The sequence below is a fragment of the Enterococcus sp. DA9 genome, from assembly GCF_008000875.1.
GTDB lineage: Bacteria > Bacillota > Bacilli > Lactobacillales > Enterococcaceae > Enterococcus_B > Enterococcus_B lactis.
The window spans coordinates 1-15,465 of sequence record NZ_CP042840.1 but is presented as its reverse complement, the minus strand read 5'-3'; the positions used below and the strand labels follow the sequence as shown (position 1 = coordinate 15,465).

Annotated in this window: 19 protein-coding genes; all 19 read left to right on the top strand. The window is 36.7% G+C overall.

Features of this window, described 5'->3' with window-relative positions; genetic code table 11:
• Positions 1–9: 9 nt before the first annotated feature.
• The 19 genes from FTX43_RS13995 to FTX43_RS13905 all read left to right on the top strand — a co-directional run bounded on the left by FTX43_RS13995 (position 10) and on the right by FTX43_RS13905 (position 15,456).
• Positions 10–240 carry a hypothetical protein gene (locus FTX43_RS13995; protein ID WP_113813399.1) on the top strand — a complete coding sequence of 77 codons (231 nt, stop codon included), beginning with the start codon at positions 10–12 and terminating at the stop codon, positions 238–240.
• A gap of 20 nt (positions 241–260) precedes the next feature.
• Positions 261–512, top strand: a complete 252-nt coding sequence (locus tag FTX43_RS13990; RefSeq protein WP_002310985.1) for a hypothetical protein — start codon at positions 261–263, stop codon at positions 510–512.
• A 469-nt stretch (positions 513–981) separates the two neighbouring features.
• Positions 982–1,185, top strand: a complete 204-nt coding sequence (locus FTX43_RS13980) for a Blp family class II bacteriocin (RefSeq protein WP_002342432.1) — start codon at positions 982–984, stop codon at positions 1,183–1,185.
• 906 nt (positions 1,186–2,091) lie between these two features.
• Positions 2,092–2,388, top strand: coding sequence for a hypothetical protein (locus tag FTX43_RS13975; RefSeq protein WP_002318314.1), 297 nt, complete (start codon positions 2,092–2,094; stop codon positions 2,386–2,388).
• 1 nt (position 2,389) lies between these two features.
• Positions 2,390–2,812, top strand: a complete 423-nt coding sequence (locus tag FTX43_RS13970; protein WP_002318315.1) for a hypothetical protein — start codon at positions 2,390–2,392, stop codon at positions 2,810–2,812.
• An 18-nt stretch (positions 2,813–2,830) separates the two neighbouring features.
• Positions 2,831–4,423 carry a MobP2 family relaxase gene (gene mobP2 / locus FTX43_RS13965; RefSeq protein ID WP_033607413.1) on the top strand — a complete coding sequence of 531 codons (1,593 nt, stop codon included), beginning with the start codon at positions 2,831–2,833 and terminating at the stop codon, positions 4,421–4,423.
• Between the two features lie 11 nt (positions 4,424–4,434).
• A complete protein-coding gene (locus FTX43_RS13960) occupies positions 4,435–4,770 on the top strand; it encodes a hypothetical protein (RefSeq protein ID WP_002293516.1) in 336 nt (111 codons plus the stop codon).
• Between the two features lie 145 nt (positions 4,771–4,915).
• Positions 4,916–5,110, top strand: coding sequence for a hypothetical protein (locus FTX43_RS13955; protein ID WP_002293517.1), 195 nt, complete (start codon positions 4,916–4,918; stop codon positions 5,108–5,110).
• Between the two features lie 12 nt (positions 5,111–5,122).
• The gene (locus FTX43_RS13950; protein WP_047929783.1) at positions 5,123–7,495 is read left to right on the top strand and encodes an ArdC-like ssDNA-binding domain-containing protein; all 2,373 of its coding nucleotides are present in this window, start codon (positions 5,123–5,125) and stop codon (positions 7,493–7,495) included.
• Positions 7,496–7,555: 60 nt separating this feature from the next.
• Entirely contained in the window at positions 7,556–9,016 is a 1,461-nt protein-coding gene (locus FTX43_RS13945) for a toprim domain-containing protein (protein WP_002318318.1), read from the top strand.
• Positions 9,017–9,026: 10 nt separating this feature from the next.
• The gene (topB, locus tag FTX43_RS13940; protein WP_025477734.1) at positions 9,027–11,231 is read left to right on the top strand and encodes a type IA DNA topoisomerase; all 2,205 of its coding nucleotides are present in this window, start codon (positions 9,027–9,029) and stop codon (positions 11,229–11,231) included.
• Positions 11,232–11,246: 15 nt separating this feature from the next.
• Positions 11,247–11,396: a hypothetical protein gene (locus FTX43_RS15000; RefSeq protein WP_002293529.1), complete on the top strand. Its 150-nt coding sequence runs from the start codon at positions 11,247–11,249 to the stop codon at positions 11,394–11,396.
• Positions 11,397–11,476: 80 nt separating this feature from the next.
• A complete protein-coding gene (locus FTX43_RS13935) occupies positions 11,477–12,073 on the top strand; it encodes a type IV toxin-antitoxin system AbiEi family antitoxin domain-containing protein (protein WP_002293530.1) in 597 nt (198 codons plus the stop codon).
• A gap of 12 nt (positions 12,074–12,085) precedes the next feature.
• A complete protein-coding gene (locus FTX43_RS13930) occupies positions 12,086–12,985 on the top strand; it encodes a nucleotidyl transferase AbiEii/AbiGii toxin family protein (protein ID WP_002318320.1) in 900 nt (299 codons plus the stop codon).
• Positions 12,986–12,987: 2 nt separating this feature from the next.
• On the top strand, positions 12,988–13,473 hold the full coding sequence (ssb, locus tag FTX43_RS13925) for a single-stranded DNA-binding protein (RefSeq protein ID WP_002318321.1): 486 nt from the start codon (positions 12,988–12,990) through the stop codon (positions 13,471–13,473).
• A 365-nt stretch (positions 13,474–13,838) separates the two neighbouring features.
• Positions 13,839–14,099: a hypothetical protein gene (locus tag FTX43_RS13920; protein ID WP_002293538.1), complete on the top strand. Its 261-nt coding sequence runs from the start codon at positions 13,839–13,841 to the stop codon at positions 14,097–14,099.
• A 447-nt stretch (positions 14,100–14,546) separates the two neighbouring features.
• On the top strand, positions 14,547–14,753 hold the full coding sequence (locus FTX43_RS13915; protein WP_113813397.1) for a DNA helicase UvrA: 207 nt from the start codon (positions 14,547–14,549) through the stop codon (positions 14,751–14,753).
• Positions 14,753–15,004 carry a hypothetical protein gene (locus tag FTX43_RS13910; protein WP_002318324.1) on the top strand — a complete coding sequence of 84 codons (252 nt, stop codon included), beginning with the start codon at positions 14,753–14,755 and terminating at the stop codon, positions 15,002–15,004. Before FTX43_RS13915 ends, FTX43_RS13910 begins: the two co-directional genes overlap by 1 nt.
• Positions 15,005–15,018: 14 nt before the next feature.
• Entirely contained in the window at positions 15,019–15,456 is a 438-nt protein-coding gene (locus FTX43_RS13905; RefSeq protein WP_002375956.1) for a hypothetical protein, read from the top strand.
• Positions 15,457–15,465 lie beyond the last annotated feature (9 nt).

The window sequence follows — 15,465 nt, the reverse complement described above, 5'->3', positions numbered from 1 at the left end:
GTGAAAGAAATGAAGCGAGCGAACTTGGTCGGCAAAGATATTTTCGCTGAGCAGAAAGTATTGTTTAAAGCCTATCTCAAAGTTGTAAAAGTCAAAGATGTATGTCAAGAAGTGAATTTATCTAACACGACAATATCTGAACTGAAAAATGGTAGAAAGAATTTAGATACATTAAAATTGAGATCTTTTGAATCTCTATATATAGCTGCTAAAAAATATTTTACAGCTGATAATAAATAAAAAATTAAGGTGGGTTCTATGTGAAAAAAACGTATCAAAAGTTTTTATGGATCAGCTATATCGCCCTATTTATCGTTGGGTTTCTCGTCAGTGTGTCCGTGATCGTCGGAACGCTTTTTCTTTTGTTCTCTGACGAAGATCTGTTACTTAAGGGGTTAATGAGTACGTTATCGTGTGTTATGTTACTTTACCTATGCATACAGATCAACGAAATTATGTCCCCTCATTGGCAAGAAAAGAAGAAAGAATTTAAGATGGAAAAACCTTTTTAAAAGTATTTGATTTACTTGCCATAAGTGTAATTCTCACATCGCTAATAAAATGAATAGAATTGTCAGAAAGAACAGTAGTGGGATTGAAGGACTTCTTGACAATATTCTTTCTGCACATATGTATTTATTTGTATCTGGCTTTATTCTCGTATTGATCGGGTATGTATTTACGAAACTAATTAAACGTTCAATTGGTATAGAAATAGAGATTGGCCTAATTCTGACACTTTCTGGTTAGGGTTACCTATATCAGAAGTACAGGACAAATGATCAATTAGTTCATAAGAATTGCTTACCTAATTGTTTCCGACATACAAAGTGGAGCTTTTTTTTATAGAGAAAAAGTATGGATTCCAATTTTTATCTTCTTTGAGGAATAGTTTACCTATGGTTCAGGAATAGATTTAATTCTTAAGATTATTGTATGATACAGTAAATTTGTATCATAATTAAGAAGGAAGTGTTAGATATGTCAAATGTAAAAGAGTCAAATGTACAAGAGATGAAACAAATTATCGGAGGGAAAAATATTTTTAATACTCATTTGTCCAATAAAACAAAAACATGTATCAATGGACAAGTTGGTGGGATGCTAGCTGGCTCTCCAGGAGGTATTGGAGGTATTATTATTGGTGGTATCGGTGGCACCATAGCAGGAGGATGTTTCAATTAATGAAATGGTACTGGGTAACCGCAATTCAAGGGGGCTTTACGCAATACTATTGTGGTTTTTTCTTCATAAATGATTTCGATTTTTCAGTGCACAGACTAGTTGTAGGTAGCTTATTTTATCTTTGTATGATAGGGGTTATTAATTACACAATTGACAAAAGAAACACACGCCCGTAATGAGAACTCTGGTCGTATTTAGGTTTCATCAAGGCTTTTAATTGGATAAAGCACTTACCCGTGTCTTTAGTTGTAGGAGGTTTAATAAAGTACTAAAGAAATGTATTCTTCTATGATGGTCTTTCAGTGAAGGTCGTGAATAGTGGCCCATAACTAGCAGAAACATTCAAGGTGGTATTGCGTTCATTTAGCCATTCCCAAACTTCTTTTCAATTAGAAATTTTAAAGCAAGTTTCATGAAATAGAATTTCCTTTGGAAAAAGCTCGCTTGTCTTTATCGACAGCGGCTTTTTTTATTCATTGAGAATAGCTTATAAAATGATTATTTATTTTAGTATAGCACCTCACAATAACCTGCCGTTACAATTGCTAACGAATAAAATTTATGAAAAAGTGTTGCATTAAAATGATCTAAAAAAGCTTACTATGTAGATGATGAGGTTTAATGAATTTGATAATTTAAATAATTTATTTGAAGGTATAACTAATAATGTTCAAGGTTTTATAATTTGAAGTAAACTTTTAAAGAGCATAAGGAAACGTGGGAACACTTTTTAAAAAAAGTGTTTCAATAGGCTGTGCCTATTACGTTTCTCAAAAATAATTGTGAGAACAAAATATTTAAAAATAGGATAGTGAAAGGATAGCGAAGGATAGTAAAAGGATAGAAGTAGGATAGCGAAAAGGATAGGCTCCTTTTCGCTATCCTTTTTAAATTGGAGGAATTAATATGGAAGTAAGAATAAGAAATGTAGATGAGAAAATCGTAAGAGAAATTGATCGAAGATGTGACGAACTAAGTAACCGTACAGGAAATAAATGGAGTCGTAATGATTATTTAAAATTACTAATAGAAAATGATTTTGATCGTCCTTTGATGGAATATAAAAAAGAAAAGTTTGATCAGTTATTAGAAAAGTTTTCAGAAATTCAAAGCTATAACACAAAGATATTAGAAGAATATGTTAGCCAAAATAATCGTATTTTAGAAATCTTGATCGACCAAAATAGAGGAAGTGAACTTTGATATGACAAAGGTTATAGACAAACACATTTACTTTCACCAAACACATATCGATGTGTTGGATGAAATTATTTCTACTCATGCAGAGGTTAAAAACTATAGTGAAGCTGTTCGCTTTTTATGTATGAACTATGATCCAGAAGTGGAGAAAAAAGTAAATTCCAATCAAGCAAAGTTGAATGGAATGAGTAAAGAAATTTCTATTTTAACCGAAATGGTTTCAGAGTTTGCAGATCTTCATTTGAAAGATACAGGAATACTAATTGGTACAAATTCAACGGTTTACCAAGAAGCAAAAGAACGTGTGGAAGGAAAAATTAAATCCAATCAAACCAAAAAATATTCCCCTCAGTTGAAGAAACCTGTGAATGAATCTGTTCATGCCAGAGTAGATACATTTGATCCAACGAAGATTCTAAAAAGATAAAAGTAGAAGGGGAACATGATGAATAAATCGCCTGCAGTTATTCTCACTTGTCAATTTACTTTGCCCAATAAAAAATCTTTTTCAACATACATTGATTATATGACAAGAGAAAAAGCGCTGGAAGAAAAGGAACGACGTACGCCCGAGGAAGAAAAGGAACTGCGTCTAATCAAGAATGCTTTAGAGGATTTTTATATTCCTGAAGGAGAAACTTTTTCGGAGAGTAAGACGGATAAAGAATTCAGTGAAACGTCGAATGAAGCTCAATCGTTGATGGAATATGGAATCAATTTTGACAAGTTAGAGGAACAAGATTTTACCAAATATCTTTCTTATATGACTCGTCACTATGCGTTAGAACAAAAGAAAGAACTGACGAAAAGTGAACAAAAAGAATATCAACGCTTGAACCAAGCAATGAAAAAATATCAAGCAGAGCCACACAAAAAAGCTTCAGGAAATCTTCCTGGAGTTTTTTCTATGGCTTCAGACGAAGTAAAAGGAAGTGATCTGAAAGAGATCAAGAAGATCTTTCAGAGAGGACAACAAAAAGGATCAATCATTTATCAAGATGTTGTCTCTCACGATAATTTGTATCTTGAAAAAATAGGATTGTACGATCCCAAAACAGATACTTTAGATGAAGAAGGGTTAAAAGCAGCTGGAAGAAAAATGATGGAGACATTGTTCGAGAAAGAGCAACTGAACGAAACAGGCTACTGGATGGCAACGATTCACCGTAATACCAAACATATCCATATTCATTTTGCAGTTGTTGAAAAAGAAAATACGCGTAAACCTTACACGGAGGTTGAAAATGGTGTGAGTTATATTGTACCGAAAGGTAAGAGAAGACAAGCAACATTAGACGCAATGAAGACCAATTATGTACATGAGTTAGAACGTTTTTCTTATGAAAAGGATCGAATGATTGATATGGAGAAACGAAATTTATTGACGCGGAAAAGTGATTTGCGTAACACCTTAACAAAAGTGGTAAAAGAGCCAGCGCGTAACGATCGACACGCAATGAACTTATTAAATGAAGTATATAAAACCCTACCTGACAAACGTTCGGAATGGAATTACGGGGATGAAAAACGAACCAAACTTTCACCATACACAAGAGAGAAACTCGATGAGTTAACCAAATATGTTTTAACAAAAGAACCTGAATATCAAGAATATATACAGATTTCAAAAGCATTGAAAGAAGAAGCAAAAAGTCTTTATGGGGAAAGCAAAAGAGAATCAAAGGATGCAGAAAAAAACGCCCTCTTTGATTTAAAAAAGCGCACAGGAAATGCCATCCTAACAGAACTGAAGAGACAAGATAGTCAAATAAAACCATTAATAGAAGGTGTCGATCAGATGCAATCTATTTACAATGAACGATCCTTCCGAACACTTAAACAGCTGCCAACAAATGAATACAAGTATAGTTACGAAGAATTCATGAAGCGAAGGAAACAATTCCAACAAAGAGTTGTCACGCAACGGAGTTTGCGTCAATTAAATCGAACGATTAATGCCCATGAAGAAAAATACCACGCAAGTAAAGCATACGAAGAGCAACAACGAAGAATTCAAATGGAACAAGAAAGACAGTAGGAGGAATAGCAATGAAACAATATTTAGATCAATGGAAAGTTATAGAAGGATCATTAAGAGAAGAACTAATCGAACAACTTCCCGATTGTTTAGAAAAAGAGCATTTGTTTCAGATAAGAGAAATGTTGAGAAACGAACAGTTTGATCCAAATCAATTTTTAGTCGTTGAGTACCCAGCTACTGGTGTGTACTGTTGTAATCATGTGAAGGGTGAAAAATATTTTATCATTCAAGAATATGAGGGCAAGTTAGCGCCTTATTATACTACTTGGGAAATGAATGAAGAGGGGATCAATAACTTCCCGTGTAAAAGCATTGAAGAGTCTATTTCACTCACAGAATGTTAGTTGTTAAGTGAATAAAAGAAGTAAAAGAGTCCTGAACGTAATTGTCCAGGACTCTTTTTTTCAATGAATTGTTTTCCGCCAATTCAATGAGTGGTGCGATTTCCGACTACATTATATCAAAAGAAAGAGAAGGGAGGAAGAAGAAATGGCTTATTCAACTATTGGAGTTGTTGTTGAAAAAAGCAGAGACAATCTCGTTTTTGTGACAGAAATTCAAACAGGTAGATCTTTTGTCGTCACAGACAAAGCGGCAAAAGCTTATCGAAGTGGCGATATTTTAGCGTTAAATCTGATTACAAAAACGTTCGTTGATGCAGTAGAAAATTATCCATTTGTTTAGGAGGAAACGGACATGGCAGAAGAAAAAGAACCACTAGACAATAGTCGTTTGGGAAAATCCAAAAGAAAATTAGCACGATTGCAAAATGAATTAAATGATCAAATCGAAAAGATGTTTGAACACCAAAGAAAGACCAACGGTCAACCAATGAAAGATAAGAGAAACGGGCATTCTTGGTTTAGGCAACAAGAACGAATCGAAAATAAAGTCCAAAGTCTGAGAGAAGAGATCAAGCAACAAGAAAAACAGGTAGAAAAACTTGAAAGACAAGAAGAGCTAAAGGAAATGGGTTATAACAAGTACGGTGGCCTGGATATGACGATCGAAAATATTCCAAGAATCAAAGAAGAAATCGAACGCTTTGAAAAAGGTGAATCGACTTTTTCAGCTGCCACGATCCGAAAATACCAACGAAAATTGGAAACATTAGAACAGCTGAAAGAAAAATCAGAGAAAGGAAAAGAAAATATTCTTCCTGAAGTACAAGCGATCATTGACAGCGGACGAGTGACGCAATGGAAAAAGAATCCAATTATCTATTTTCTGAAAGGCTATCGAAAAGTCGCTTTAGAACTCAATGAAAACGGGGGATTTGAGGAATCTAAAAAATACCAAGCCACGTCGGAAGAAGAAAAGGCAGCTGTTCGTGAATTACTTGAAGAAGCTACACCTACTGATTCTGTGAAGGAGAAAGAAACCGATCATTTCTATCGAGTAGAATTCAACGAAAATGATCCAGCAAAAGGGTTGAAAAGTTATGGTGGGGAGATCGTAACACTAGAATTGATCGATCAACTCAAAACACTGGATAACCAATACGCCGCAGAAGCAGGCTATTATAAATTCTATTTTGAAGAAGTGAAGAATGGAGAAGTAGTAGATCAGATACGAATGGATCTAGGGGATGGCGTCAATAGTAATCACCCCATCTATTTAGAGTTAGCTAGATTGTGCGAACAAGTACCTGAGAAGGAACAAAAACAAACAGTCAAAAATGAACCTATTTCAAGAGTACAAAATGAGATTAAAGAGACAAAAACAAAACAAAAGGGTTATCAAAAACGAACGGCAGAAGAGATTAAGCAAGAAGTCAAATCACTTTCCCAACAGGCGATTGATGCGGTGAAAAAGCATACTCATTCACCTGAAGACGTCAAAGAACTTTTGAATTTTATGTCTCGTTTTCCAGAACGATCCTTTAGAAATCAATTATTGATCGAGGAACAATTTCCAGGCGCAACGGCTTGTTTAGGTCGTGCCGCGTTGAAAAAAGAAGGAATCTATATCAAAAAAGGGGAACAAGGGAACAAGATCTTTGTCAGAAAAACGGTCAAAGGATTTTATGAGAAAGGACGTGGCTTTGTTCGAGAAACAGAGGCTACACCAGAAGATAAAAAACGAATCGAAAGTGGTCAAATCGAAGTGATCAAAAAACCTTACTACACGATTGAAAAAGTGTTTGATATCACACAAACACAATTGAAGCCTGAAGACTATCCGAAAATCTTCCCGAACCGCGTCTTTGATTTTCAATTAGATCAAACAGGGCATACAGAACTTCAAGTTGGGATTCAAGCGGTAGCCAAAAATATTGGAATTCAAATTCGAGATATGACAGAAAGTGAAGTCTATCAAAGAGAATTAGGACAAGCACGTGGGGCGTACGTTCGTAACGAATTTACTGGCGAAGAAGAAATCGTCATGAATACTCGAAATACTCCTACGCAGCATTTAGCCACAAGTATTCACGAATTAGCCCATGCTAGAATGCACAAATTTTCAGAATTAGATACTGCAACAAAAGAACTACAGGCAGAAATGACCTCCTATATTGTGTGCAAGCATTTTGGGATGGACACCTCGGAGAAAGCTATTCCTTATATTGCGACATGGACGAAGAATGGTCAGACGTTGGATGATAAGGAAGCTGCGGAACGTGGGAAAATCATGAATGATGTCAGTCGTGTCGCAAATGAATTCATTCAAATCATTTCTAATGAAATCAATCAATACAGAGAAAGAGAACCAGAGATCCAGCCAGCAGAAGTGAAGCAGGATGAGAAAAATGTTGTAGAAACAGCAGAACAAAAGAATATTGTGCCCGTTGGCTCACTTTGGATCGACAAGAAAGACGGGAAAGTCCTGGAAGAAGACACGGGCCGAACGTTACATTTGAAGGATGCGGCGTTTATTGAAGATCCGCAGCATAATCAAGTGATTTTAAAAGGAAAAAGTTATGGAAAAGAGATTCAAACGGCGTTACCTTCAGAAGAATTTGCGCTAGGAAATCCATTCCGATTTTCACTTGAAACAGTGTCAGAAGTGGCCAAACGAAAAAATGAAATCTATTATGAACAACAATTGTCACAAAAAGAACGCGTATAAAACAAGTAAAAAAGACTATCTGAAAAACGGATAGTCTTTTTTATTTTGGGAGGTTTGAAAATGACCGAGAAAAAAATGAGTCTTATTGATCGATGTAAACAGATCGATATAGTGGATTTTGCTCGAAACAATGGAATGGCTGTAGTCAATAAAGGACGAGACTATCGCTTAGAAGACCATGATTCATTTGTTTTTGATCGAAGAAAACAACGTTTTTATTGGAACAGTCAAAATATTAGTGGCGACATTATTGAATTAGCTAAACTTTTTTTCATAGATAAAGAGATTCAAGACTCTAAGCAACAATTTAAAGCAGCCACAGATTTTATTCTAAAGAATGAAGACAAAACAGAACGAGTAGAAAATCTTCATTTTGAGACAGAAAAGTACAAAGATCACCCCGTTGATTATCAACCACTCACAGAAAAAGGAAGGAATTATTTGAAGGAAGAACGAAAACTGCCCGATTGGTTGATTGATTATGCAGAAAAAGAAGGATTGATCGCCGAACTAAAGCCAAAACATGAACGGCAAAATTTCTTAGTTCGAGACGATCGTTTGGATCATGCGGTCGCCTTTTTATGGAAAGATCCACAGACAAAAGAGACAGTAGGGGCGAGTTATCAAGGAACATTCATTGATTATGAACGTTTTGGTGAGAGAGGCACATATAAGCATATAGATAAAAATTCGACAGCGAATCATGGATTTAACCTAAAGATCGGTGACCCTAAACAGTTAAAATTTTTTGAGAGTAGTATTGATTTACTTAGCTATGCTGCACTGAATCGTGATCAGTTAAACGATACGTGGTTAGTCTCTATGGAAGGGTTAAAACACCATGTGATCAGTCATTATTTTGGTGAGGCAGTATCTGAATTGAGAAAGAAACAAGCCTTTCCTCAATCCATTGAGATTTGTGTGGATAATGACCGTGCAGGACATATTTTCTACGAAAAAGAACAATTAATGGGCGCAGTTGATCCATTTACGAATCAGAAAGTACGTTGTGAACGAGGAATCGCTAATGATTGGCAAGTGCCAAAAGAATACAAAGTCATTTATGAAGAAGTTGCAAAAGAAATGAAAGTTGAACCTGAAGCAATTATGGCCATACACAAGACAGAAAACAATCTGCAATTAACGAACCAACTGGTTTCCGCTCACAAAGTAAATGCGTCTTTTGGTCAGCAGCTTTCTGTTAACGATTCAATAGAAGCTATTAATTTGAAAGATATTTGTAGAGAAGTCGCAAAAGAATTAAAAGGTTGTGAACGCGTGGATGGTACGTACGATTTTGATCGTTTTTATCAAGAAAAAGGGGATATTAATGCTCAGATTCTTTTCTCTTATAAAGCAGAACAATACTACAAAGGCTATAAAAATCATGAACATGAATTTGTACCTGAAGTAAAAAAGGATTGGAATGATCAATTGAAGCATGAAATCCACCAACAAGAGATCAGAAAGCAAAAACGTGCGATGTTGTTTCAACAAGGCAAACAACAAGAAAGGGAGTGAAATCGTCATGATGAAAACCGTTATTTTAGCAGAAAAGCCGTCACAAGCGAAAGCTTATGCCGATAGCTTCTCTAAAGCCACCCGAAAAGACGGGTATTTTGAAATCCAAGATAGATTGTTTCCTGGTGAAACTGTGATCACGTATGGTTTTGGTCATTTAGTCGAGTTAGATTCGCCCGATATGTACGATGAAAATTGGAAACAATGGTCATTAGAGCATTTGCCTATTTTCCCTACACATTATCACTATCATGTTCCTAAAGATAAGAAAAAGCAATTCAAGGTGGTGAAACAGCAACTTCAATCGGCCGACACCATTATTATTGCGACAGATAGCGATCGTGAAGGGGAACTGATAGCTTGGACGATCATTCAACAAGCAGGCGCCGATCATGGAAAGATATTTAAAAGACTTTGGATCAACTCCTTAGAAAAAGAAGCCATTTATCAGGGATTCCAGCAATTACGAGACGCAGAAGAGACCTATCCCAAATTTGAAGAAGCACAAGCACGCCAGATCGCTGATTGGTTGATCGGCATGAACGGCAGCCCACTGTATAGTTTACTCTTGCAGCAAAAAGGCATACCAGGAAGTTTTTCCTTAGGCAGAGTCCAAACCCCAACGCTTTACATGATTTATCAGCTGCAGGAAAAGATTAGAAACTTCCAAAAAGAGCCTTATTTTGAAGGAAAAGCCCAAGTAATCGCTCAAAATGGCGCATTTGATGCGAAGCTTGATCCGAATGAAACCCAAGCGACGCAAGAAGCATTTGAAGATTATTTAAAAGAAAAGGGGGTTCAATTGGGAAAACAGCCAGGTACGATCCACCAAGTTGAAACCGAGAAAAAAAGTGCGGCAAGTCCACGTCTTTTTTCTCTATCCAGCCTTCAGTCTAAAATGAATCAGCTCATGAAAGCTAGTGCCAAAGATACTTTGGAATCCATGCAAGGGTTGTATGAAGGGAAATATCTAAGCTACCCACGAACAGATACCCCTTATATTACAGAAGGGGAGTATGCGTATCTGTTGGATCACTTAGACGAATACAAACACTTTTTAAAGGCCGAAGCCATTCCTACTCCTATTCATACACCGAATAGTCGATATGTGAATAATAAGAAAGTCCAGGAACATTACGCGATCATTCCTACAAAAACGGTCATGACGGCAGCGGCTTTTGAACAATTAAGTCCACTGCAGCAGGCCATTTATGAACAAGTGTTAAAAACAACGGTGGCCATGTTTGCGGAAAAATATACCTATGAAGAAACAACGATCTTGACGCAAGTTCAGCAGCTTCAGTTAAAAGCAATCGGAAAAGTGCCGGTAGATCTAGGTTGGAAGAAGTTATTTGGAAAAGAGAGCGACGGAAAAGAGAAGGAAGAAGAGACACTACTTCCTAAAGTGACAAAAGGAGAAATGGTGACGGTAGATCTACAAGTCCTTGAAAAAGAAACCAAGCCACCACAACCTTATACCGAAGGTACGTTGATCACTGCGATGAAAACAGCTGGGAAAACCGTGGATAGTGAAGAAGCGCAATCCATATTGAAAGAAGTAGAAGGAATCGGTACAGAAGCGACACGGGCAAATATTATTGAAATCTTGAAACAAAAGGAATATATCAAGGTAGAGAAAAATAAGCTCGTGGTGACGAATAAAGGGATTTTGCTTTGCCAAGCCGTGGAAAAAGAGCCGCTGCTTACGAGCGCCGAAATGACCGCCAAATGGGAAAGCTACTTATTAAAGATTGGAGAACGAAAAGGAACACAAACCACTTTTCTAGCTAATATCCAAAAATTTGTCTCTCACTTATTGGAAGTCGTACCAGGGCAAATCCAATCCACTGATTTTGGATCGACGTTACAAGAAGTGAAAGCAGCCAGTGAAAAGCAAGAAGCCGCGCGTCATTTAGGAATTTGTCCAAAATGCCAGGAACAAGAAGTCATACTTTATCAAAAGGTGGCAGCATGTACGTCTGAAGTCTGTGATTTTAAATTATGGACAACGATTGCCAAAAAGAAACTCACAGCGACACAGCTGAAGGAGATTATTCAAAATAGCCGAACAAGCCAACCAGTGAAAGGGTTAAAAGGTCAGAAGGGTTCGTTTGAAGCAACGATTGTTTTAAAAGAAGACTTCACTACAGGCTTTGAATTTTCTGAAAAGAAAAAAACGAACTTCAAGAAAAAAACACGACGCACTACAAAATAATGGAGGGTTAATCTTATGCGTAATACAACACACAAACAACAAGAAATCGAAAATCAAAAAACCAAAATTCGTTCAGAACAGGAAAAAATGCGTGCCAGCAAACGAAGACTGCAGCAATTAAAGAACCAGCAACGGATTCAAAAAGAAATCGAATTAGATCGATAAAATCTTCCTGATTGTTGTATACGTATAAACTTATGTTATACTATATTTATAAGTTTATACGTATACAAAGGAGGGAGAAAATGACAAAAGCAATGGTATATAAGCTACTAGAAGAATTTAATGGAACTTTGGCTTTGAAGGATGCTAAAAAAGCGGGCATTTCTCCTGTTACGATCAAACGTATGGTAGATCGAGGGGAGCTGGATCGAGAGTATCCAGGCTTTTTCACCTTACCTGGTCAATTTCCTGATGAATTGTTTATGGCGCAAAAAAAATATGAACGCGGCATTATTTCGCATATCACCGCGTTGGATTTATATGATTTAACGGATATGATCCCTAGACAGATCGATCTAACCGTACCTTACGGTTATCACGTTTCTGAAAAGGGGTTGAAGGAATTCGCGGTTGAGTTACACTATTCAAAAGCGGAATGGTATGAATTAGGCAAGATCGAAATAAAGAGTCGCTATGGGAATCCTGTTATAGCTTATGATCCAGAAAGAACCTTGTGTGACATTTGGAATCCCTGGTATAACGTTGAGGATGAAATCAAAGTAAAAGCAATCAAAAACTACATGGAGTCGGACAGAAAAAATCTTAGAAAATTGAATGAGTATCGACGAATTTTGCCTACAGATAAAACGATGCGCTCTTATATTATGGCTTTAAATTAAAGGAGAAGACACATGACACCTACGCAATTAAAAGCAAAAGTGAAGAATATTTCTAGAGAAAAAGAAGTTGATCCGCAGCTTGTTTTAAGACATTTTATGATGGAAAAATTCTTGGAAAAAATCTCAGAGTCTCCTTATCGTGAAAATTTTGTGTTAAAAGGCGGCTTCTTAATTGGCTCAAAGTATGGCATTGAAAATCGTACAACCAAAGACATTGATACGACTTTACGGGAAATGAAAGTAACCAAAGAAACATTAACAACGGTTCTAAACGATATTTTTTCAACGCCGACGAAAGAAGGCATTCAATTTGAGATTCAAGGAATGAAAGAAACGAGAGAAGCCGATTACTATCCAGGATTTAGCTTACGTGTGCTGGCACATTTGGAAAATATGCGGCCAGATTTTAAGGTAGATGTGACTACAGGTGACTCGATCTATCCTGCAACGATCACTCACAGTCATAAATTGATGTTTGAAGATCGAACGATTCCTTTGGAATCTTATCCTACAGAACAAATTATTGCCGAAAAATTAAGTGCAACCTTTGATTTTTTAACAGATAATTCGAGAGGAAAAGATTTTTATGATCTCTATACTATTCCTAAAATGGAAAAGATCGATGAGAAGACCTTGAAAGATAGTGTGAGAAATACATTTACACGTCGAGGAAAAACTGATCCGTTAAAGATTTATTACGAAAAGGATATGGATGTACTGAAAAATAGTCATGAGCTAAAAAATACCTGGAAGAAATATCAAAAAAGCAATCCTTATGCTGCGTCGATCACGTACGAAGAGACAATGGATTCGATTAGTAATTTGATGGAAAAAGTGATTCACGTCGAAGAAAAAGAGCGAAAAATAGCTTATCAAAGACACCAACAGATGAACAGAGAAATGGAGAGATAAAAATGATCAATAATGTAACTTTAGTAGGACGGTTAACCAAAGATCCCGATTTACGTTATACCGCAAGTGGCACAGCAGTGGCTACTTTTACCTTAGCCGTTAATCGTAATTTCACGAATCAAAACGGCAATCGAGAAGCTGATTTTATCAATTGCGTGATTTGGCGCAAACCAGCAGAAACGATGGCGACATTAGCTAAAAAAGGCAGCTTGATCGGCGTTGTCGGACGGATTCAAACACGGACTTATGACAACCAGCAAGGACAAAGTGTGTATGTGACAGAAGTTGTAGCTGATAACTTCCAACTATTAGAAAGCAAAGCAGCGACAGAGAGCCGTGCGCACGCTGATCAATCGTCCACGAGTCCAAGCACCACCACTTTTGAACAACGGGATACAGCGACGCCTAACAACAATGGATTGAACGCTTCACAGAATCCATTTGGTGGACAATCAATCGATATTAGCGATGATGATCTACCGTTTTAAGTAGCATTTTCTATTGGTTGCATTTGCTACGGTTTATGTTATAATTTAGTCAACAAAAAGAATTTTCAATCTATAACCAAAAACCACTAGCTGGCGGGCTAGTGGTTTTCTTTTACGTTTCTATTATAAGAATTAACGGGTAGGCTTACTGTCTTTCTTGGCAAATTTACAATCAAGCCATTTGCAGATATAGTGCGCGGCTACTTCTGCCATGATTGCAAAAACAAAATCAAAAAGAATTTTCAAACCTATAACCTCCTCCCCTTGCCAGATTAGGCCGGGGTAGCAGACAGCAAGACTATTATAGCATAATTGAAATATCCAAATGATTGGATTTTTGCTATAATTTTAGCGAGGTGATTGTGATGAACAAATATGTTGGTTTGCTTGATAAAATCCGAGTAATAAAAACGCAACCGTTATTGGTTCGCTTTACTTTACAAACGATTCATGAATCGATTAATTGTGTAGTTGCAGATATTGAAATTATCGATAAATTGCTAATTATGGATGATGGAAAATACAATATTGCCGTCACAGGTCACTTCAATAAACGAAATCAGCTAGTTATTGCTAGCATGTATATTAGAAATCCCGATCATTTTACGCGATCGATGGGCATATAAAAAAAGAAGAGTTGCAATCCTAATGTAGGACTGCAGCTCTTTTTGTTTTACATAGAAACAGGAAGAAAGGGAAAGGCCTGTTTAGGAAGGTACAAGCGCCTTCTCAATTGAAAAACCTTTCTCTCACTCCAACCGCCACCGCCGTTCGAGAAGAAAGGAAGTGAACGTTGCACGTTCACTAAGATAAGGGGTCTTGCTTTGTAAGACAAAATAGGAAAAGCTTCCTCTCACCAAAAGGTTCGTTCCTGTTCGCTATCTCTTTATTGATTTGCCAGACCGGCAACAAGTTGCCTTTTATCACCAAAAAGCGACAAGGACAAGGGTAAATGGCACGCTGCGCGCCCTTGTCCTTGTCGCTTTTCGTTGATTCATTCTGGCCAACAAATCAATAAAGAAAGAACTAACGAAAGGAAGTAAAACCTTTCCTAAGAGGAGGCAGAATCAATCATGCGAAAGAAATTTGATTATTGGGGTGTTCCCTTCAGCGAATTATTCCCAAACTATCATGCACCACATACTGTCGAATGCGATTGTGAAGAAAGAGCGAAATGTATCAAAAGCTATCGTTTGTATCAATGTCCAACATGCGGGAAAAAATATACCTTGTCTTATGGCGATTATATTTTGATTGAGGAGAAAGGAAAGAAACGCTGATGAAAACACAACACAAATTATTGACTGTAAAAGAAGTCATTCAAATTTTGGTGGACAAAGAAGTCATTTCTGAAAAAGTAGCAGAAGCTTTACTTATTCCGCGGTACTGGACGATAGAAACCCCTTTAGTAGAGGATGCACCGACTATGCTATTTGAAGACCTAGTGAAGATTGCAGGATATGAACTGCATTATCAAGAAAACTTGGAAACTTATGAAAACGAATATTGGTTAACCAAATTAGAGAACTAAAAAGGAGAAAAAATATGGCTCAAAATTACTATGACGAATTTGTCAAATTACCTTTGGATAACATGGCACAAAAAATGGAGGATATGACGTTCCTATACAACGAAACACGTGTTCCAAAAAAACATTATAAAGAAAAATTGTCGGTAGCTGTGGAAGAAATGATTGAATCAGGTGTCGAAATGAATCTCATTGCGACGTACTATCGAACACTGGAAGAACTGAAAAAGCAGAATGCAAAATGGTTTTTCCAAGCCTTACTATGCTTGGAAGTAGGTGTCAAACCAAGCACTATTAAACCTTCTGAATATCAAGCTTTAGAACTAACGTATGGGAAATTTGTCGAAACGAAAAAAGCCAAGACTGTTTCAAGTGAATGGTTAGATTATTTTGAAAATATCAATAAGTATGGCGCCTATTACACCATGAAAAAGGAGGACAACGAAAATGAATAAGGTGATTTA